The organism is Niveispirillum sp. (assembly GCF_017996735.1).
Taxonomy (GTDB): domain Bacteria; phylum Pseudomonadota; class Alphaproteobacteria; order Azospirillales; family Azospirillaceae; genus Niveispirillum.
Window position 1 is genome coordinate 1 of the sequence record NZ_JAGOGJ010000128.1, and the last position, 17,697, is coordinate 17,697.

Sequence of the window (17,697 nt, forward strand, 5' to 3'; positions counted from 1 at the left end):
TCACCATATTGACCAGCAGTCTTGAACAGGCATGCGCTGCCGCGACAAATCCCTCATCCAGGATCATCGCGGCGACATCGTCGCCCGGCTGTTTCATCAGACTGGCGGCAATGATCTGCCGTGCCTGCGCCGCCGAAAGGCGCACCACACCCCCCTTGAACACAGCCAGGGACAGGTCAGGGATGGTCATACCCATGGCTTCTTCCACGGCGACCATAGCCCCGAAAGATGGCCGCAGCACGCGGCTGCGGCCATCCAGGATAAGGGAGACTTCACCGCGATGCGGGTTGGCAACCGTCTCCATTACGGCACCACGGGGATCTTGGTCAGCGCACCGGACGGGGTCAGGGTCAGGCTGTACTTGACCACATCCTCCGTCGGGGCGGACACGTTGAACTGCGTGACATAGAATTCGCCCTTATAGCCATTGCCCGCAGCATCGAAAACGATCTGACACCCATAGGAGGTGCGGGTGTTCCAAGCGGTTTCCAGCTTGTCCAGCAAGGCCCGCGATCCACGCAGGTTTCCCGAACAATTGACGGTGCCGGAGATGGTGGTGGTTTTCCCCGTTTGCCACCCACCGGTATCCTTGGCCGTGGTCGTTGCCACGTTGGTGGACCCATCAAAACTGGTGTCCGTCTGGCCTTCCAGCGTCGTATAGGATGCCGGGCTGCTGGCGATATTGCCGATTTGCAGCAGGCATTCGGTGCCCGCGACTTCACCCGCCATGGCGGTTCTCCTTCAAGGTCAGGCCCCGTAATCCGGGGCGTTGGGGAAAAGCGGACAGCCGGGCGGCAGGGTCACGGCGATGCCCTGCCCCTTTGCCACACCCAGCAGAAAATGAACGGAAGGGCGCTGCCGCTGATATTCGGTGCTGGCGGTCAACTCAATGCCCCACAGCCCGATTTCCAACGGCTTCGCCAGAATGGCCGCCGCAAGCATGTAGGCGACGGAACTGGTCAACACGCCCTCCCCGACCAGCGCCTTGACCGCCGCCAGCGGATATTCATCCGCATGCGGCAGCGGGTCATGCAACATGGTCAGCGGGGTGACGGTGTCCAGATGCAGCTTATAGCCCGACCCGCCATATCCCGCCCGTAACCGGCGGGAATGGATATCGAACAGCCGGTCCCAGCGTGGCGGGGGCGCCCATGCCATGCCCCACACCGTCCATTCCGGGTCCGCGACCGGCGCCTGCCGGGCCGACGGAGCCCGCCCGATGACGGCAATCTTCACGGCGCCACCTGGGTGGGGTCGCCCTCCATCACGATGACCGACAGGGCATATTCATGCCGGCGCACCATATAGGCATCCCCCAGCGACGCATCCGGGGGCGGAGGGGCAACCCGTAGCAGGCGCATTTTCTCCGACAACAGCCCACCCAACTTGGGATCACCCCCCAAGGCGGCTTGCACCTCCGTCTCCATGGCGATCAGCTGGTCATCCAGCAGCAGATCATCCTGGCTACGACCCGCCATATCGACGGTCAGCACCATGTCCCGGCGCTGTCGGCCTTCCTTGTCGATGGGAAACACCGTCTCCGCATCCAGATAAAAGGCGATGCCTGGCATTTGGCCGGCCGCATTATCCCACGGCAGGCGTTTGGCGGGGAACAGCCGCGCCCCGCTTGTCGGCAGCCCGGTCAGCAGAACCTGGACCGCATCCCGCGCCTGTTGCTTCACATGCGGCATAATCATTCCTCCAAGATCAGGGCGGTCATGCCGCCTTCATCGGGACGCGGCGACAGAATCCGGCGCCGTACTCCGGACGCGTCAGTCACCCCATCACCCTGTCGGGCCGGCCGTCCAGGAAGGTCGGCGGTGGGGTAAGAGAACACCGTTTCGAAGCTGTTAAGGCTGGTGGACGCCCCGGCCGTATCCAGCACCGGTTGCCGGACCAGCACGCCGCGCGGCAGCGGATGATCATCCTCCCCTTGCCGATGCAGCAACGGCACCTCCCGGCGATTGCCGAAAACGCCCCCGCAGATCCTGGCGGTGACCGCAAAATCGATCGGCATGACGAACTCCACAAAGCCGAAGGGCCACCATCGCTGGCGGCCCTTTCGGCATGGTCACGGGATGTGGGCTGGCCGGTCAGGTGCTGGAAGCGCCCATCTTCAGCTTGCGCAGCGCCTTGGGCCGCGTGCAGACCGTAATGACGTTCGACTGCGCTTCCTGCACCAGCTGACGTTCCGTCTGCCGCGACGGTGGCAGGAAATCGAAGATCGGCATGCCGGGCATATTGGTCATGCCGATGATATCCGGCGGCCCGAAAAGCTGCTGAAACAGACCGGGCACATCGATAGGGAACAGCCGCGCCGTCCCCTGTTCAATGCTGACCACGCCATCATCCGTGCCGCGATAATCGACCCAGGTGAAGCCACCATAGCGGAAGTTCTTGAACGCCGCACCCCCGACAAACACATCACCTTCCTTGCCCTGATCCCGGTTCTTGCGGGCGGCGACGACTTCCTTGTTGTTGCGGGCGGCGTCATAGAGGGTGCTGCTGCACAACACCATGATGCTCATGTTGGTGAAGGGCAGACCGCTCAGCTCCACCGACACCGCGCGGTGCAGCTCGGTGCAAAGCTGGTCGAAATCGGTTTTGTCCGCCGTGAAGGCGCCGAAATCGATGGTCACATCGGCCGGCGGGGCGATGCTGAAATAGTCATACCAGTTGTAAAGTTCACTGCCATCGGCATCCAGCACCAGGCCCTGGATACCGCCCAGCCGATGATATTCATGCGTCAGGTTGAATTCCTGCCGCAGGCCGAACGGACCCTCCATCTGCTGGAACAGCAGGTTTTCGATGGTGGCCTTCAGCGGCTCGCCCGTCATCTCGGCATAGGTGATGGCGGACTGGATTTCATCGGCATTCGCCGTCCGTTCCTTCTTGATATGGGCCACCGGCACGGATTTCAGCATGCCCGCCTTCGGGTTCGTCCCCTGCTGGGCCGGCGAACCGCGCGACGACGTCTTCAGGATCTTGATGCGGCCCTCAATCGCCTCCATTGCGATGGAAGTGTTCGTGATCCCACTCGAACCGAACAGCCGGCTGCCCAGGGAACCCAGGAAGCCGGGCACGAACGAAACCTTATTGATGCGGTCGGTCAGCGTGATGGTGGTGTACGGATTGCCCCGCACGAAATCGGGGATGCTTACATTGCGCATGGTTGTTCCTTCCGGATGGTGCGCGGCACGCCGTCTGTCGGGACGGGGCGTCAGTTGCGGACGATGATGCCCAGGGCGGTCAGCTGCGTGACCGCCGCCGCCTTCTGGTTATTGGTGATGCCGGTGGGCCATGACAGAACCAGGCCATTGACCTCAGCATCGCGCAGATGCGCGGTGGCCTTCACATCCTCCGTCTCGGCATAGGCATCGCCATACAGCACGGCGGCGGCAGTCTGGGTGCCGTCATTGGCGGCGGGGGCAAGACGCTTGTACTTGCCCGACGCCGTCACCTTGCCCAGCACAGTGGCCGGCCCCAGATCGGCCGCCGCCGCGACGGTGATTTCCTCCCGCGACCGGCTGCCATTGGCTTCCGAAATTACATGTTCGCCCGGCCGGATGGGCTCCTTCACCACATAATCCATGTTCAGCACTCCCTATGGGGCTGTGAGTTTTGGGATCAGCCCTTGTAGGGCGCATTCAGGCTGGCGAAGGCGCCGGCATAATCCAGCGCCGGGGCCTTCGCCGGCCCCCTGGTTTCAAGCACGGTGCCGTCCACGGGCTGGGCCCCTTCGCGGCCGACCTTGGCCATATTTGCCAGCGACCGGGCCGTTTCCACCGACACACCGCTTTCCACCAGGGCGGACGTCATTTCCGGCACGCCGAACTGCCGGCACAGATCCTTGATCTGACCGGCCGACGCGACGCGCGCATCCAGGGCCGCCTGGGTGACGACACCGGCCGACAGCATGCCGGCGATCAAGTTGGGATAGCCGGCGGCGGTCAGTGTCGTCGCCACGATGGTCGGGGACAGCGCCGCGGCCTGCTGCTGTGCCTGCTGGGTGCCGCTGCCCGAAACGGCGGGGTCAAGCCGGGCGTTTTCGCTCACGCTCATGATCATGTCCTTAAGGCTGGGAAGGGTTTCGTCGGCCAGCCGCATCTGGATGGCATCGACGGTTCGAAAGACGCGGGCCTCGGTCGCGCGGACCTCCTCCACGCTCAGGCTCCGGCACGCCGCCACGAAGGCGACGAACCGGTCATAGGTGTCGTCCATGGACGCATTGAATTCGGCGGTCGCCCCCTCCGTCAGCGGCATGGTGGGGGCGCCATCCAGCTTGTGGGCACCCCGCCAGAAATGCGTGACGGTGATCTTCTCACCCTCGATCTGCCGGCTGAAATCCGCGTGGTAACAGGCCACGCCGATCGACCCGACCTCGGCATCCGTCATCATCACGATGCGGCGGCAGGCGGCGGCGATGACATAGCCGGCGGACAGGGCACGGGGTGACACCCACGCATCGATGATGGCGCCGCCCGCCACCAGCTCGCGGATGCGGTCCCCAAGTGCAAAGCAGGCATCCGCCGTCCCGCCCGGTGTGTCCAGGTCCAGAACCACGCGGTGACCGTTTCGCAAGGCGTGGCAAATCTGGTCTTCCACGCCCTGATAGCTACAGACCCCCGACAGCGCCTGCATGAAACCGCCGCGATGCACCAGCTTGCCAAGGACGGGCACCACAGCCACCCCGGCATGCACGTAATACTCGCCGTCGCGGCGCGGCTCACCCGATAGAGGGCCGTTATAGCCCTCCAACTGCGCACCGGGGCACAGGGCCGCCAGCACCGCCGCTCCATCGGCGGGGTGGATCAGTTGTGGCCGGTTCAACAGGCTGTAGAGGTAGAGGTTAGAGCGGTTCATGGCGCCGGCTCCGTCTGGGGTTCGACTTCGTTGGGCGGGGGCGCTGGCCTGGCGCCTGCACCAGCCCGGCCGGGCGGCAATGTCGCCTCCCGCTGCCGGTCCCGCCTGATTTCCGCATCCACCGCTTCCGGATCATCACCGCGCGACGCGATGACGGCGCTGCGCGATGTCAGCATGTTTTCGATTTCCAGCACCTGCGCCTCGATGTCCTGCTTGGGGTGCAGATGCTCCCAACGCTCCGGCACAAAGGTCACCCGTTGCAGGTCGGTCAGGCTGGTAGACCGGGGAAGCTTGATAATACCCGATGCCACCGCCAGTTCATTGAAGCGGCGGATAATAGGGGCCGTATGCTGGTGGATCAGCAGGTTCCATTGCCACTGCCGTGCCCGGCGCTTGAAGGTGGCGAACTGCGCCCGGAAGGTGCGGTCGTTCGCCCCGGACCAATTACCTGTCAACTCCTCAAACAGCACGTCGGCTGCGGCAGCCACCTGCCGGTAATTGGCATTCAGGAACGCTTCGAAATTGCCCCCCACATCCGCCGGTTGGTGGAATTCCAGTTCCTCATTGACGTCCAGCACGTTCAAGGTGCCGGCTTCGACGCCGACCGCGGGCAAGCCGCCATTCTTGTCCAGCATTTGGCCCCAGATTCCCGCCAGCGCCTCGGCATCCATGCCTGACGGCGCCGGGCGCTTCAGCACGCCGATGGCTTTGGCCACCGCGCCCTTGCGGATTTGCTCGGAATCCAGGTAGTCCCCGATATTGTAAAGCGTCGTCATCGCCGCCGCTGCCCATGGCAGGCCGCGCTGCTGGCCGATACGTTCCTGGTTGAACAGGTGGCACATGTCGCCGGCATCGACCCGCGTCATCAGCCAGGTGTCCGGCGCGCTGGTCAGGGGCATGTCCCCCGGATGCTGGCGATGCATCCAATAGGCGATGCGACGGCCGATGCTGTTGCGTTCGATACCTTGGCGAACACGGTTCGCCCCGTTCATGGTGCTGTAATGCAGCGGCAGTTGCTCCGCCGGAAGCTGCTGGACCTGCAATGGCACCGGCAACCCATCACTCAGCAGACGCGTGCGCATCCGGGCCAGGGCCTCGCCACCGATGCAGGTTTCCGCCATGGCCAGGGCCTGCTGACCATAGAAACCAAGGATGCCATCGGCATCAGATACATCGACCCAAAGCGCGTACAGATCCTGCATGTCCTTGCGCAGTCCGGTATCCTCCACCGTCCAGCGCGGCACGATGCCGGACCCGACAACATGCACCGTGGTCAGGCTGGCCAGGCGGCGGGCCATGCCACTGTTTCGCGTCAGATCGCGGTTGCGCACCCGCAGCAGTTCGCCATCCTGCTCCACGATGCTGTTCGGGCCGGACGCCGTGCCCTGCCACCCGGCCAGGCGGACACCACGGCTGGCGGCCCAATGGGCTGACTTCGCACCACCGGGCGCTGCTGGTGCCGACAGGGCCGGGGCCATCTGATCTATATACAGCCCGGTTCCTTTGATGCGCGCCCGTGTCTGGAAAGCCATCAGTAATTCCCCCTACTGACCATCACGACGCCGCGATGGGCCGGACGGGTGGTGGTCTGACCAGTCCGCCCCGCCAGCTCCGCATTCATGCTGCGGATCATGCTCTCGACATTGGTGATGGACCGCAGGGTCACGTCGCGATCCTGGAAACGGATGCGCTCCGCCCCTTGCGCATGGGCTTGCAGCAGATCGTCGCGCAAACGCGTCAGATCGACGTCCGACAGGGACGCGAAAATCTTGGCATCCATGATGTTCTCCTTAGCCAGCCCTTGCCTGCGCCTGCCGACGGCGGTCCAGCATGGCGGCCACTGACGGTACGATGGCGGCGGGCGGCGGGGGCTCCGGTGCCGGCCCGCCTTCCGCAACCGGTGCCGGCGGGGGCGGCAGTGGGGCCTGTTGAACCTTCAGCCGGTACGGCAGGGACGGCACCCCTTCCAGCAGGTCGCCCTGCCGGGGCTTGGGACGCCGCGACAGGATCAACAACTCCCAATCCGCATCCGTCATCGCGGTTTCCCCGATGACGTGGGCGGCCAGCGCCCGTGACCCGACGAAGGCGTCCAGCCGGTCATTGGTGCCTTTCTTGCGCCATTCCCGATGGACCTTTCCGCGCTGCTCGCTGATATGCATGTACTCGTTGGTCAACTCCTCGAAGAATGCCCGGTCGCATTCCCTGTTGAAATGACCCAGGCCGGACCAGGGCTTGCCGTCCGGCGCCATCGGCTCATGGCGCGAGCGCACCATGCGGGCCAGGGCACCGAACAGCTCTTCCTTCTGCCCCCATGTCCCGACCGGCCACAGCAGGGTCGTGCCCAGCTTCTGGCCCTGCCAGTTGATGGAAACCTTGGTCGGTGTGCCGATGGCGGGCAGCTTCGGGCCGCCGCGACCATCGCAGGCGAACACCCGCTCATAACCCGCCCGCTTCAGGTCCCTCACGAACTTGTAGACGCGGTGGGTGGTGAAACCCGTATCCACGCCGAACGCATCGAAACCCCAGCCCTGGCCATGCTGATCGACATACCGGCGCTTGATCACACCGGAAAGCTGCACCCAGACATCATCGCGGGTGGGATCGCCCTCAATGATCCCGCCATCGATCCGCCAGAACTCCATCCCCCGGCCCCAGGCATAGGCGCACCATTTCAGCGCATAGCCCTGGACGTCACAGAAGCCGGTCACGAACAAGGCCCCATCCGGCAAGGTCCGGAACGGGAAGGTTTCAACACAGGCCAGCAGCTTATCCACTTCCGGCGCGTCGCCCTTGGGTTCGTACGGCTCGCCCAATGTCTGCTGACAGAACGTCTTGGCCTTTTCCGCATCGTTGCCGATGTCCAGAAACTCTCCGACGATCAGGTCCCAGCTACTGGTCAGTGCATAGGCCTGCCAGATGTGGAATGATGGCTCTCGTCCCCCGCTGCCCCTGGCCCGGTAGGCAGCTACCGCTTCTGCCGGGATCCACTCACCGGGCGGACCGATATCGCCGTCAACCACCCCATCTTCGTCATGTTCCTGACGGGGATAGGTCTTCAGCCAGACGGCCCGGTCATTGGCGACCATGCGGTCACGGTGTTTGAAATCGATGCGGCACCCCTTGGCCGCACAGACGAAATGGGCGCCGAACGGCTTCTTGTCACGGTCGCGATGCAGGTTTTTGAACAGCAGCTGCTGATAGGCACCGCACTCGGGGCAAGGGACATAGCGCATCCGCATGTCTCCCGCCTCGAAAAGTGCCGTGATGCGGCAGGTACCTTTCAGGCCGGGTGTGCTGGGGACATAGACCTTGGCCCCAAAATACTCGCGATATGTCTTGGTGCGGGCAATGGCCTGATCCAGCGGATCGCCGCGCCCACCGACATCCTTGGGGTACCCTGTGACCTCCTCCGCAATCACGATGCGGTAGGAAACCATTTGCAGGGGCTTTGGCGTGCTGGCCGGGGCGATGATGGCGTAACCACCCCGGAACTTCTTCATCGATGTGGTCGATCCGTCTTCATCCCGGCCTTTTTGCTCGCGTACCTTTGCCGTCAAGGCCGGCGTGACATCAATGGTCGGCCCCAGCTTGATCTTCGCGAACTTGCGGGACTCATCAATGGATGGCAGCAGCACCAGAATGGGCGAAGGATCCTCATGGATCACCTGGCCGATCAGGTTGATGCCCGCCTCCGTCTTGGTTGACTGCGCCGACGCGCGCATGGCCACCAGGAAACACGGATCATCCAGCGACAGGCACTGCTGCGGCTCGACCATATGGGGCGAGTTATCGTTGTTCCAGCGGACCTTGCCGTCCAGCGCATAGGGTGAACCGCTTTCCGGCGACACGTAGCGCTCTTGCTGTGCCCAGACATCGACCGACCGGCGCACGCGCGGTCGGATGCCACTGGCAAAACCCTCCAACAGTCCGCGCAGCCCATCCGCCAGATGCGGAAAGCGGCTACGGAGGGTTGAACTCGGTGTCTTCGATTTCCTTTCCATCCAGCAGGTTCTCCACGGCCTGGGCCAGACGCGCCTCACATGCCTTGTCGGCATCGCGAATGGCCTGGGTTATGGCGGCGATATCACCGTTGGCCTCGGTGATCCCCTTGGCCAAGGGGCGAAGGCGGGCCGCCAGCGTGCGCCGCAGCAGCTGCGCCAGGTCAAAGCCCGCATCTGCGAATTCCGCCACCGGTGCCAGCTCGCGCTGACGTTCCAGATTGTCCATTTCGACGCGGTCGGCCTGGTTGCGCACCATACGCACCCGCTCGCGCCCCAACTCACCATCGGTGGAGGTGACCCGCCCCGCGCCCCCCGACGCAGGGGCGTCGTCGTCGCCGTTGTCTGCGCCGTCACCCGGCTCCGGCAGGGGCAGTTCCATGCCCCTTGCGGTATAGGCTGCGGCCTGTCTCTCCGGTTCCAGGTGGTTGGCCCTCGCAAACCGCACCTCTTCCAGATCCACCAGGGGCTGGGCCTTGGTCCCATGGTTCTTGAAGTGCTTTCCCACACCCCGCGAAATGGTCGATGGCGCGACGTTCAGTTCCCGCGCCGCCTCCCGCACCCCCATCAACCGCCGCTCTGCCATGCTGTTGCACCCCGGTGTTGCGCGCTGTTGCGCTGTTGCGCCCTGTTGCACCAAACCCGCAACACCCCCACTAGCGAACCAACAGGGTTCGAATTACCCATGGGGGGTTCAGGACCCCAGGGTCCCCGCCCATCGGCGCTTGGGTCGATTGAGGGGTCAGGCCGCCCGCCCGGTGGCGACCGGGACGGGGTAGGCCCGCCGTTCGGACAGCAGCGCGTCGCGGATGGCCGCCGCCGTGACCGTCGCTCCGACCCTAGCAATGGTGGCCTCGGCGATCATGTGGAAGGGGTAGCGCACCCGGTACTGCGGCGCCTTCGTGGTCAGCTGGAAGCGCTTAACGATCAGCCCCGACGCGACCATCTCATAGATGGCCCAGGGCTTGCCCCCCCGCTTCGTTCTGCCGATGAAGAAGTTAGACGTGGTGACGTGGCGCGGCCCGCCACTGCCATTCTTGCCCGCCACCCCTCGCCCCACTAGCAGCTTGCGCTTACCCAGCCGCCGCAGGGTCTTGGCCGACATGTTCATGTAGGCCCGGTCACCCTGGAACGCGCGCAAGGCAGATAGCATCTTGACGATCTGGCCACGGTTCACGTTGCCATACGCGTCTTTCGGGGCCAAGTCGGGCACCATGTAGACCTGCTGCCCGGCAAGCCCAGAAACCAGAACCTCCGACCGCTTCTGTCGGCGCGTGCCGCCATAGACGTTAGGGGCCAGATACTTGCCCGCCGCCACGCCCTTGCCCGCAAACTCACGGGTATAGACTTCCGCCACGGGGTTGGACTTAGTCGCCGCCCGCACCCAGAAGGCGTTCTTGGTGTATGGGGTGGGCCGGTCAAAGGCCGTATCCATCTTGGCCACAGCCTCCGTCTTCACGGCCTGGGCAATCCGGGTCTGGGCAAGCCTGGTCACATAGGGCGCCTGCCGCCCAAGCCCCTGAAGGTAGGTCTTCAGGGGCTTGCCATCGACCGTCACCATCATCCTTGACATGGGCGGCCCCCCCAAATGAAACGCCCCGGAAAGCCTTGCGGCCCCGGGGTGTCTTACATTCCATTTCGCGGCATGACGTAGACGCGATAATTTCCGCAGTCACCATGTCAAGTTTTTTTCGTACCGTCAAGCCGCATTCTCTTGGACCCATGGCCGAAGCCATACACCGGCCCCCGTAACACGGTGGGACATCAACCCAGCGACCGAACCGGCAAGGGCCAGCACGCCGCCCGCCCAAAGTTCCCAAACATCCCGCGCCAGCCGCAAACCGTCTTCACACATCCCGATATCTTCGCCCGCCACCATCACCACGCGTTCGCGCCGATAGCCCCGGAAGTTGCGATTCCCGTCATACACGCGGATTGGCTGCCCATTCTCATCCCGGGCATAGCGCTCCACCACCGTCGCCCCCTGCACCCAATCGGGGCACCCTCCGATGACCGCATATTGCTGGATCACCCCCCTTGTCAGGAATGGCAACCGAAGCACAGCCGCATGCACGGCCTCCGCGTCGGCATGAACGGCCGCCAAGCCGCCGACACCCTCATCCACGCGCGGCCCTGAAGCCAAAGGCGATCTGGCCCCGATCAGGCCTCGCTCCCAACGCTCCTGCACACACAAGCCCAGCCTGTCGGCCTCCCCGATCCGCTGCACCCGATAGGCCCATTCCAGCAGCCAGACCATCGTCACGTCCCGCATCGCCTTCCCTCCATCCGTACCGACCACGCCGCACCAGCCTGCCGAGCAAAACCCGGCCCACGCCGCGCCGCCTATGCCGCCCTGGGCACTTTCACCCCGTACCGCTGGGCTACCTCCGGCGACAGCAGGCCATGCCTGACCATCTCCCGGATCACCGCATCGCCCAGCCCCCGCGCCGTCGTCTCCGACCCCGGCCCACCCCGGACCAGCGCCGCCGCCTTCACCCGCAGTTCGGCCAGCGTCATGCCGGCGATGACGGCGGGTGGTCCATCCCCTTTCCCCTCCCCGATTTCAGGTGCCCCTGATGCAGGGGGATTTAGGGGGTTATTGAAGATTGAAGAATGAAGACGCGTACCACTTGCCGACGCTTTGCCGGGTTCCTTGCCGTCGTTTTGCTGCGGCAAACCGGATTTTTCCCTTATCTGCCCGTTGGTTACGGCGGCCCCTTTCTGGCCCGCTTTCGCCCGTGTTTTTGAGAGGTTCGCGGCCCTCACCATCCGTCTGCAGTACAGAATGCCCTGCCGTGTGACGCCGGGGACACCAGCGCGGACAAGCTCGTCCAACAGGTCCATCACCTTCTCTTTGCCCTCCCCTACCAGCCGCGCCAAAGGCCCGGCGAGGTTCTCGACAGTGCAAGGCTCCGATCCCATTTCGACAAACCCTCGACGCTCCGCCCGAGCAGCAACGCACAACATTCTCATCCAGAGGCCCTGTGCGCACAGCGACACAGAGCGGAGAGCCGCGTCGTTCTCGTAATCGTCCCAGAACCAGATATCGCTGGGGTTCTTCTTGCCGGTTCTGGCCATGCTTTCTCACTCCCCATACCCATCGCGCTCCGGCAGCCGCCGCCAACGGCAGGCCAGCGACCGGCGCACGAATTCCCAATCCGTGCCGCCATGGAGCGGCAACGGCATCCTGAAACTGACCAACACATCCGCCGGCGACAGCCGGACCGTGGCCGCCCAGATCACATGTTCGGTGGCGATCCCGTCTGCCGGGTCGCCGCGCGGCATCCCGGCCATCAGAACAACCTCCCCTGCCCGCGTGAAGGCGGAACCAGTTCCGCCCCCTCCACCATTGGCTCCACCATGGCGGGCGCGGTGCGGTCGGCACCGATCCCCTTATGCTGCCCGCAATACCAGAGCATGGGCCTGTCCTTGCCCACGGCAAAGCCATGCCCGCCCCATTGGTCGCATCCCGGCGCCATGCAGGGATGGTTGCGCTGATCGCTCATCCCGCCCCCTCCCGCCGGCCCAGCCGCGCCATCCAGTACAGGGCCCAGGCCCATTTCGGCGCCTCGGCCCGCAGGCCGATCATCACCCGCCCGCGCAGGGTCTGGACCCGAAACGCCCGGCCATCATCGGTCAACCGCCAGCCGCCACGTCCGTTATCGACATGGCATTCCACGGCGCCGGCCTCCTCATCGGCCGCAACCACACCCGACAGGGACATGCCATCCATCGTGATGATGGCATGCCGTTCCCAGGTCACGCTGGCGCCGGCGCGGATGGCAAGGGGATGCAAGCTCATGCAATCCCCTCCCGAAGCTGATATTCGCCGATGATGACCCGGTCCAGGGCCGATGACAGGGCCGTACCGACATCGCGGCGCAGGCGGGCAATCTCTGCATCCGCTCGCTGCTGCACGGCCCGGCGAAAGGCCAGGGCCGCCATGATCTCCGGTTCGGTCAGGGCCACGGCGTGGCCTGTGCTGTCCGTGACGGTGGGCGGCGGCCGGGTGGCCCCGCGCTCCACCACCCGGCCCCACAGCGCGGCATAGCGGCCGGACGGCACGTCAGGGATGATGACGGTGCATCCGGCGCCGGCCACTGGGCCGGGCACGTCAAACCGCACCGCCTCCACGATCTCGGGCATTGTCCGCCCATGCGGGGTGACCAACCATGGTCCTTCCCCGCCCTGCGCCGGGCCGGCAAGGTCGATGGTCACTGTCCGGTCGCCCAGGCGGACCAGGGCCATCCCGGCCTGGGGCAAGGTGACGCCGTGACGTCCGGACGTGAACCGGTCGAACACCTCGACCATCTCCACGGTCACCATGGCGGCACGCGGCGTATCGGCCTTGGCCGTCAGGAACAGCGCCTGACGCTTGGTCAGGTAGTAGCTGCTGGAAGGACGGCCCGCCCCTAATTTCGCATCTTGATGCGAAATTATCTCCCCGAAGCCCTCAAGCACCCCGCGGTGACGCTGGATCAGGCGGCGGATGGAATGCGGATTCACCATGCCCAGAACTTCAGCCAGCCGCAGGTCGCGGATGCGAGGCTCATGGTTCACTTTGGTGTCGATATCGGAAACGGATAGCGAAGACGGATTCGTCGCGGGGGTGGCATCGCTGGCCATAGTCAAGCCCTCCAAGTGGCGTTGCAAACGCCGCTGGTTGGGCTTTCTACGACCCGTCCTGGCGGCGGGAGGGTAGAACCTGCTTGGACAGGCACGGTTATTCGGCCGAAGCCTTATTACCCGTCCTCCCGCCATAGGAGGTGCGCTCCGGACAGAGTCCGGGAACAAAAAGGGCCGCATCACCCGAGGGTGCGGGCGGCCTGCCGCCAAGGAAGTTTCTACGCTTCCAAGACGGACGCTACGACTACCGCCGGTGCGGGTCAAGATGTTCACATTTGCATACATCCGCATGGTGTCAAACGCGACACACCTACCAATCTTAAGGTTGCCCTCCGCCTCACCCGCTTCGCTTTGCACCTGCCGATGGCTACGCTCGACGCAGCGATGCCGTAACCAATTGGTGTTATGTGGAGTTGGATCATGTCTGAAGTTAGCTGGCCCGTCGGTAGCTTCCCCACAAACATTAAGTTTGCCTTCGATTACTCGAGAAACTTTAGCTCCCCAAATGAGCTCTCTGATTTCCTTACCACCAATTTCGCTCAACAGCAGAGATTGCTGGAAACATTGCGCATCGCGCCCCGCAATGCCATTAATGACAATTTGGAAATATGCCAATACGTGCTGCAGAACATCGCCCATATTTCTAAAGAAAACACAAACGGCAGCAACGAAATAATACACTTCATTAAGAATAAACTTCTGAGATTTGTAACAACAGATAGTAATGCATTTGCGCTTCTTCAAAGCCGAGCACATATAGATATCATCCATGGCGGAAGCATACTTTCCGAACATTGCGACGCACACTGGTTTGAACCCAAATATGGGTGGGACTTTACGCGTAGTCCTTTCAATGTAAGCGACTGGCACCACGCGGCGCGTACGCTGGATCTGGAAGACATACTTGATCACTCCAGAAGTGTTATCAGGCAACTGGAAGCAGAGATCGAACAAGCAAAAGTCACCAAGGAGACGATCAACCAGCACAGTAATTTCTTGCACGACGCAGTTGTAAGCATGGAAAAGCAGGCAAAGCAGCGCATCGACGATTTTGCCACCGCCGTTATGGACCGGAAGGCGCTCGAAAGTCCGGGACAGAATTGGCAAGAGAAGGAGAGAACCCATAACAGGAATGCTCTCCTCTGGTTCATAGCGTCTATTGTCTGGCTCGGACTGGTGATCACAGGCGGCCTTCTTGGCACCAACTGGATTGCCGAACGATCCGTCACCACCACCAGCACAGTGGCAGCAGTCTCCAACCCGACGCCCCCAACGGACAAGCCGGCAGCACCAGACGCTCAGGGGGTAAAGGCAGCCGACAAACCCGTGGTTGCCCCCGCAACGCGCGAACGGCTCGACACGCCCTTGGCCATTGTCTTCATCACCACCTACGTCCTGCTGGCCATCAGCATCTTCCGCTTCATGACCCGGCAATTTCAGTTGGAACAGAGCCTGGCCGACGACGCCCGACAGCGCCGGACCATGATGAACAGCTACCTCGCTCTGCTGGAACACAAATCCACCCCGATCAAAGAGGCAGAACGAATTCTGGTTCTTCAGGTCCTGTTCCGCGGCACATCCATGACCGACAACAAGGACGACATCTCGCCGGTCAACTTCCTCGACGCCCTGATGAACGCCCTGAAGAAAGATGCGAGATAGCCACGCCGCATCAAGCCTATAGCATGACACAATCAGATCTACCCGATTCAGGAGGGCCCCCAAACGCCACCGGAAGATCCGACTAGCAGCCGCACGGTGGACGCCACGCCGCACGGAAACACGCTGGGGACGCTGATCACCACGCTGAAGATGGGTGGCGGCAAGACCTGGGCAGGAGGATAAGGGTGTCATGCCGCCACCCCGCCGCCCGCCCAACTCCCTGCAAACAGCGGGCTGGGTTCAAAATTGCAGAACATCACCTCGCGCTTGGTCTGGTTACCCCCACCCAGCACGTCGATGCCCAGCCGGTGCCAATCTGCCAGCGCTGCGTCATAGAGCGGGTCAGGGTTCATCGACACGATCACCTTGGATCGCGATGCCCGCAGGGCCTCCGCAAGATCCACATGGTCCTGATCCGACATGCGGACGGCATATCGCCGCCCGACCGGACCGGGATAGGGCGGATCGACATAGAGAAGGCAAGACGGACCATCATAGTCGGCCACGATCTTGCGGAAATCATCATGGCGAATGCAGATACCGCGCAGGCGGTCGGCAACCGACCCCAGCCTCTTGGGCAGGTTCGCCCAGGTCCTCTCCGGCGATGTCGTCATGTTCTTCGACCAGCGAAACCCGGTCTTGTGCGCATCGCCGCCCCTGGCCAACCAACTCGTAACCAGAAACCGCCAGGCGCGCTCAACCGGACATTCCGTCGGTGGCGCCTCGTAAACCTTGTACAGGACCTCCTCAGAATAAGGGGTCAGTTCCACGCGCGCATACAGGTCGGCAGCCAAGGCCGGCGTCCGCAGCACCTCGAACAGGTTCACCACATCGCTGTTCAGATCGTTGATCACCTCGCGAGAATGGCGCGGCTTCGACAAGGTGACGATCGCACTCCCGCAGAAGACATCAACCCAGGTGTCTATGCCCGGCGGGATCAGCGCATGGATGTTGCCGACGGCCTTTTCCTTGCTGCCATAGTAATTGAGGGGACGTTTCACCTTGTCCATCACGCCGCTACCTCCCCCGCCACCGGCAGGTACAGCCCCACCCGCCATCCGGCATTGGCCGCCAATCCCGCCCGCAGGCGCCGTTCATCGCGGTTCATGCCGCACCTTCCCGCTTCAATGCCGTAAGGTGCCGGCGGGACGCGGCCTTGAAGCGCCCGCAACGCTCTTGCGGAAACTTCCAACGCCCGCACGTCTCACACAGCTTCTGACGCACCCCCTTGCGGTTCAGTCTTTCGGCCATGGCATGCCATTGCAGGTACGGCACGGCGCCGCCCTGGCAGGGTTGATCGGCCGCCGGGGCGGTATCGGCGCTCATGCCCGGCCCCCACCCGCCAGCGCGGCATCCTTCAGGAACCGTTCTTTCAGCTTCACCTCGACCCGCCCGAACCGCTCATCCCATTCCAGGCGCTGAAGCTGATCTTCCTTCTCGATGATCTCGCGGCGCTTTTCCTCCAGCGCCTGATATTCCCCGGCTTCGACCATCAGGTCATAGACCAGCATGCCGGCCCGGGTGGGGCGCCAGCGGCTATGGCCGCGATCCGTCGGCACCGCCTCCACCAGCCCGCGCCGATGCAGGGCCGACCGCGCCCGACCGGGGCAGATGGCGGCGATCTCATCGCCCTTGCAAAGCCGCGCCAGATCCTCGACCTGATCATTCGACAGGTTGAGATTGAAGCTGCGGCCAAACACATAGTCGCGAAAGGCATTGTTCATCGGTCCCACCATTGTTCGCCGGGCGGCGCCAGGCGCACGCCCTTCAGATCCCGTGCGGCTGCCAGAAGCGCCCGCCGTGCCTCCCCATCGGCCGGATCGGCCAGGGCCAGCCCGGCCCGCTCGATCACCGTATCCAGCTTGGGGCTTTGCCCGATACTGACCCGACCCAGCGCCCGGCGCAGATCATCGGCCCGCACTTGATTGCGCGGCAAAGCCACGAACTGGCACGCGGCCAGCATGATATCCTCCACCGGCCCGACACTATGGCCCAGGGGCCGATACCCGCCCCGCATCCCGGCCCGTGCCGCCCGCGCCATGGCCGCCGCCCTCACAACAGGCCGCCGCGCGGGCGCACAGGCCCGCCCGGCACACGCGGCAGATCGACCCCGCCGGCCTGGGCCACGATGGCCAGCGCCCGATTGAAATCGACCCGGTCATAGATCTGGACAAAATCCAGGATATCGCCCTTATCCTGACAGCAGGCGCATTCCCATTCCCGCCGTTTCAGGTCCAGGCGGAATCCGCCCTGCATATCCATGCGCAACGGGCACCGCCCGCGCCGCACATCACCCTCACCGGTCAATGTCACATGCCGGCTGATGATCACCAGCAGCGGCGCCGCCTTCTTCACGCGCCGGATCAGGTCGGGGTCATGGCGTTGCATCACGCCCTCCCCACCGCCCGCCCGGCCCAATCGGGCACGGGCGTCAGGCTCACGGTCTGGCCGGCGCGGATGGCCTGTTCGGCGGTGGCGATCATCACCCCGCCATCGGCCATACCTTCCATCACCACGCCCCGCGCCTCATGGCTGGACAGGGTCCCGG

Annotated in this window: 25 protein-coding genes; 1 reads left to right on the forward strand and 24 read right to left on the reverse strand. The window is 63.8% G+C overall.

The window, feature by feature from the left end; all coding sequences use genetic code 11:
* The 19 genes from KBA48_RS26490 to KBA48_RS26580 form a co-directional block, all read right to left on the reverse strand.
* A partial coding sequence (locus KBA48_RS26490) for a GTA-gp10 family protein (protein WP_292911697.1) occupies nt 1–304 on the reverse strand: 304 nt, incomplete at its 3' end.
* Nucleotides 304–729: a phage tail tube protein gene (locus KBA48_RS26495; protein ID WP_292911698.1), complete on the reverse strand. Its 426-nt coding sequence runs from the start codon at nt 727–729 to the stop codon at nt 304–306. The genes KBA48_RS26490 and KBA48_RS26495, both read right to left, overlap by 1 nt.
* 18 nt (nt 730–747) lie before the next feature.
* Nucleotides 748–1,236 carry a hypothetical protein gene (locus tag KBA48_RS26500; RefSeq protein WP_292911699.1) on the reverse strand — a complete coding sequence of 163 codons (489 nt, stop codon included), beginning with the start codon at nt 1,234–1,236 and terminating at the stop codon, nt 748–750.
* Nucleotides 1,233–1,691, reverse strand: a complete 459-nt coding sequence (locus KBA48_RS26505; protein WP_292911700.1) for a hypothetical protein — start codon at nt 1,689–1,691, stop codon at nt 1,233–1,235. The genes KBA48_RS26500 and KBA48_RS26505 overlap by 4 nt, the downstream gene beginning before the upstream one ends.
* Before the next feature lie 2 nt (nt 1,692–1,693).
* Nucleotides 1,694–2,017 carry a hypothetical protein gene (locus tag KBA48_RS26510; protein ID WP_292911701.1) on the reverse strand — a complete coding sequence of 108 codons (324 nt, stop codon included), beginning with the start codon at nt 2,015–2,017 and terminating at the stop codon, nt 1,694–1,696.
* Between the two features lie 76 nt (nt 2,018–2,093).
* A complete protein-coding gene (locus tag KBA48_RS26515) occupies nt 2,094–3,170 on the reverse strand; it encodes a major capsid protein (protein ID WP_292911702.1) in 1,077 nt (358 codons plus the stop codon).
* 50 nt (nt 3,171–3,220) lie between these two features.
* Nucleotides 3,221–3,592 (reverse strand): head decoration protein, encoded by a 372-nt coding sequence (locus KBA48_RS26520; RefSeq protein ID WP_292911703.1) that lies wholly within the window; start codon nt 3,590–3,592, stop codon nt 3,221–3,223.
* A 35-nt stretch (nt 3,593–3,627) separates the two neighbouring features.
* A complete protein-coding gene (locus tag KBA48_RS26525) occupies nt 3,628–4,863 on the reverse strand; it encodes a S49 family peptidase (RefSeq protein WP_292911704.1) in 1,236 nt (411 codons plus the stop codon).
* Nucleotides 4,860–6,395: a phage portal protein gene (locus KBA48_RS26530; protein ID WP_292911705.1), complete on the reverse strand. Its 1,536-nt coding sequence runs from the start codon at nt 6,393–6,395 to the stop codon at nt 4,860–4,862. Before KBA48_RS26530 ends, KBA48_RS26525 begins: the two co-directional genes overlap by 4 nt.
* A complete protein-coding gene (locus tag KBA48_RS26535; protein WP_292911706.1) occupies nt 6,395–6,643 on the reverse strand; it encodes a hypothetical protein in 249 nt (82 codons plus the stop codon). Before KBA48_RS26535 ends, KBA48_RS26530 begins: the two co-directional genes overlap by 1 nt.
* 10 nt (nt 6,644–6,653) lie before the next feature.
* A complete protein-coding gene (locus tag KBA48_RS26540) occupies nt 6,654–8,864 on the reverse strand; it encodes a terminase gpA endonuclease subunit (protein ID WP_292911707.1) in 2,211 nt (736 codons plus the stop codon).
* Nucleotides 8,824–9,447 (reverse strand): hypothetical protein, encoded by a 624-nt coding sequence (locus KBA48_RS26545; RefSeq protein WP_292911708.1) that lies wholly within the window; start codon nt 9,445–9,447, stop codon nt 8,824–8,826. Before KBA48_RS26545 ends, KBA48_RS26540 begins: the two co-directional genes overlap by 41 nt.
* A gap of 156 nt (nt 9,448–9,603) precedes the next feature.
* Nucleotides 9,604–10,434 carry a hypothetical protein gene (locus KBA48_RS26550; RefSeq protein ID WP_292911709.1) on the reverse strand — a complete coding sequence of 277 codons (831 nt, stop codon included), beginning with the start codon at nt 10,432–10,434 and terminating at the stop codon, nt 9,604–9,606.
* A gap of 126 nt (nt 10,435–10,560) precedes the next feature.
* Nucleotides 10,561–11,133 (reverse strand): hypothetical protein, encoded by a 573-nt coding sequence (locus KBA48_RS26555; protein ID WP_292911710.1) that lies wholly within the window; start codon nt 11,131–11,133, stop codon nt 10,561–10,563.
* Between the two features lie 71 nt (nt 11,134–11,204).
* A complete protein-coding gene (locus tag KBA48_RS26560) occupies nt 11,205–11,939 on the reverse strand; it encodes a hypothetical protein (RefSeq protein WP_292911711.1) in 735 nt (244 codons plus the stop codon).
* Between the two features lie 6 nt (nt 11,940–11,945).
* Nucleotides 11,946–12,155: a hypothetical protein gene (locus tag KBA48_RS26565; RefSeq protein ID WP_292911712.1), complete on the reverse strand. Its 210-nt coding sequence runs from the start codon at nt 12,153–12,155 to the stop codon at nt 11,946–11,948.
* Complete coding sequence (locus tag KBA48_RS26570) at nt 12,155–12,367, reverse strand: hypothetical protein (RefSeq protein ID WP_292911713.1); 213 nt, start codon at nt 12,365–12,367, stop codon at nt 12,155–12,157. The genes KBA48_RS26565 and KBA48_RS26570 overlap by 1 nt, the downstream gene beginning before the upstream one ends.
* On the reverse strand, nt 12,364–12,663 hold the full coding sequence (locus KBA48_RS26575) for a hypothetical protein (protein ID WP_292911714.1): 300 nt from the start codon (nt 12,661–12,663) through the stop codon (nt 12,364–12,366). Before KBA48_RS26575 ends, KBA48_RS26570 begins: the two co-directional genes overlap by 4 nt.
* Entirely contained in the window at nt 12,660–13,487 is an 828-nt protein-coding gene (locus KBA48_RS26580; RefSeq protein WP_292911715.1) for a hypothetical protein, read from the reverse strand. The genes KBA48_RS26575 and KBA48_RS26580 overlap by 4 nt, the downstream gene beginning before the upstream one ends.
* A gap of 420 nt (nt 13,488–13,907) precedes the next feature.
* On the opposite strand from KBA48_RS26580, the gene KBA48_RS26585 reads away from it, so the two are divergent.
* Complete coding sequence (locus KBA48_RS26585) at nt 13,908–15,149, forward strand: hypothetical protein (protein ID WP_292911716.1); 1,242 nt, start codon at nt 13,908–13,910, stop codon at nt 15,147–15,149.
* A 188-nt stretch (nt 15,150–15,337) separates the two neighbouring features.
* Here the strand turns inward: KBA48_RS26585 and KBA48_RS26590 are convergent, their stop codons facing one another.
* The 5 genes from KBA48_RS26590 to KBA48_RS26610 form a co-directional block, all read right to left on the reverse strand.
* The gene (locus KBA48_RS26590; protein WP_292911717.1) at nt 15,338–16,159 is read right to left on the reverse strand and encodes a DNA adenine methylase; all 822 of its coding nucleotides are present in this window, start codon (nt 16,157–16,159) and stop codon (nt 15,338–15,340) included.
* A gap of 94 nt (nt 16,160–16,253) precedes the next feature.
* Nucleotides 16,254–16,475: a hypothetical protein gene (locus KBA48_RS26595; RefSeq protein ID WP_292911718.1), complete on the reverse strand. Its 222-nt coding sequence runs from the start codon at nt 16,473–16,475 to the stop codon at nt 16,254–16,256.
* Complete coding sequence (locus KBA48_RS26600; RefSeq protein ID WP_292911719.1) at nt 16,472–16,873, reverse strand: hypothetical protein; 402 nt, start codon at nt 16,871–16,873, stop codon at nt 16,472–16,474. Before KBA48_RS26600 ends, KBA48_RS26595 begins: the two co-directional genes overlap by 4 nt.
* A complete protein-coding gene (locus KBA48_RS26605; protein WP_292911720.1) occupies nt 16,870–17,190 on the reverse strand; it encodes a hypothetical protein in 321 nt (106 codons plus the stop codon). Before KBA48_RS26605 ends, KBA48_RS26600 begins: the two co-directional genes overlap by 4 nt.
* 11 nt (nt 17,191–17,201) lie before the next feature.
* The gene (locus KBA48_RS26610; RefSeq protein ID WP_292911721.1) at nt 17,202–17,537 is read right to left on the reverse strand and encodes a CHC2 zinc finger domain-containing protein; all 336 of its coding nucleotides are present in this window, start codon (nt 17,535–17,537) and stop codon (nt 17,202–17,204) included.
* Between the last annotated feature and the right edge of the window lie 160 nt (nt 17,538–17,697).

Excerpts from the sequence above, each read along its gene's own strand:
- KBA48_RS26605 (WP_292911720.1), bottom strand. The coding sequence starts at position 17,190 with ATGGCGCGGGCGGCACGGGCCGGGATGCGGGGCGGGTATCGGCCCCTG.
- KBA48_RS26600 (WP_292911719.1), bottom strand. The coding sequence starts at position 16,873 with ATGAACAATGCCTTTCGCGACTATGTGTTTGGCCGCAGCTTCAATCTC.
- KBA48_RS26570 (WP_292911713.1), bottom strand. The coding sequence starts at position 12,367 with ATGAGCGATCAGCGCAACCATCCCTGCATGGCGCCGGGATGCGACCAA.
- KBA48_RS26550 (WP_292911709.1), bottom strand. The coding sequence starts at position 10,434 with ATGTCAAGGATGATGGTGACGGTCGATGGCAAGCCCCTGAAGACCTAC.
- KBA48_RS26520 (WP_292911703.1), bottom strand. The coding sequence starts at position 3,592 with ATGGATTATGTGGTGAAGGAGCCCATCCGGCCGGGCGAACATGTAATT.
- KBA48_RS26610 (WP_292911721.1), bottom strand. The coding sequence starts at position 17,537 with ATGCAACGCCATGACCCCGACCTGATCCGGCGCGTGAAGAAGGCGGCG.
- KBA48_RS26580 (WP_292911715.1), bottom strand. The coding sequence starts at position 13,487 with ATGGCCAGCGATGCCACCCCCGCGACGAATCCGTCTTCGCTATCCGTT.
- KBA48_RS26555 (WP_292911710.1), bottom strand. The coding sequence starts at position 11,133 with ATGCGGGACGTGACGATGGTCTGGCTGCTGGAATGGGCCTATCGGGTG.
- KBA48_RS26595 (WP_292911718.1), bottom strand. The coding sequence starts at position 16,475 with ATGAGCGCCGATACCGCCCCGGCGGCCGATCAACCCTGCCAGGGCGGC.
- KBA48_RS26575 (WP_292911714.1), bottom strand. The coding sequence starts at position 12,663 with ATGAGCTTGCATCCCCTTGCCATCCGCGCCGGCGCCAGCGTGACCTGG.
- KBA48_RS26540 (WP_292911707.1), bottom strand. The coding sequence starts at position 8,864 with ATGGAAAGGAAATCGAAGACACCGAGTTCAACCCTCCGTAGCCGCTTT.
- KBA48_RS26545 (WP_292911708.1), bottom strand. The coding sequence starts at position 9,447 with ATGGCAGAGCGGCGGTTGATGGGGGTGCGGGAGGCGGCGCGGGAACTG.
- KBA48_RS26525 (WP_292911704.1), bottom strand. The coding sequence starts at position 4,863 with ATGAACCGCTCTAACCTCTACCTCTACAGCCTGTTGAACCGGCCACAA.
- KBA48_RS26565 (WP_292911712.1), bottom strand. The coding sequence starts at position 12,155 with ATGGCCGGGATGCCGCGCGGCGACCCGGCAGACGGGATCGCCACCGAA.
- KBA48_RS26590 (WP_292911717.1), bottom strand. The coding sequence starts at position 16,159 with ATGGACAAGGTGAAACGTCCCCTCAATTACTATGGCAGCAAGGAAAAG.
- KBA48_RS26515 (WP_292911702.1), bottom strand. The coding sequence starts at position 3,170 with ATGCGCAATGTAAGCATCCCCGATTTCGTGCGGGGCAATCCGTACACC.
- KBA48_RS26585 (WP_292911716.1), top strand. The coding sequence starts at position 13,908 with ATGTCTGAAGTTAGCTGGCCCGTCGGTAGCTTCCCCACAAACATTAAG.
- KBA48_RS26530 (WP_292911705.1), bottom strand. The coding sequence starts at position 6,395 with ATGGCTTTCCAGACACGGGCGCGCATCAAAGGAACCGGGCTGTATATA.
- KBA48_RS26495 (WP_292911698.1), bottom strand. The coding sequence starts at position 729 with ATGGCGGGTGAAGTCGCGGGCACCGAATGCCTGCTGCAAATCGGCAAT.
- KBA48_RS26510 (WP_292911701.1), bottom strand. The coding sequence starts at position 2,017 with ATGCCGATCGATTTTGCGGTCACCGCCAGGATCTGCGGGGGCGTTTTC.
- KBA48_RS26560 (WP_292911711.1), bottom strand. The coding sequence starts at position 11,939 with ATGGCCAGAACCGGCAAGAAGAACCCCAGCGATATCTGGTTCTGGGAC.
- KBA48_RS26505 (WP_292911700.1), bottom strand. The coding sequence starts at position 1,691 with ATGCCGCATGTGAAGCAACAGGCGCGGGATGCGGTCCAGGTTCTGCTG.
- KBA48_RS26535 (WP_292911706.1), bottom strand. The coding sequence starts at position 6,643 with ATGGATGCCAAGATTTTCGCGTCCCTGTCGGACGTCGATCTGACGCGT.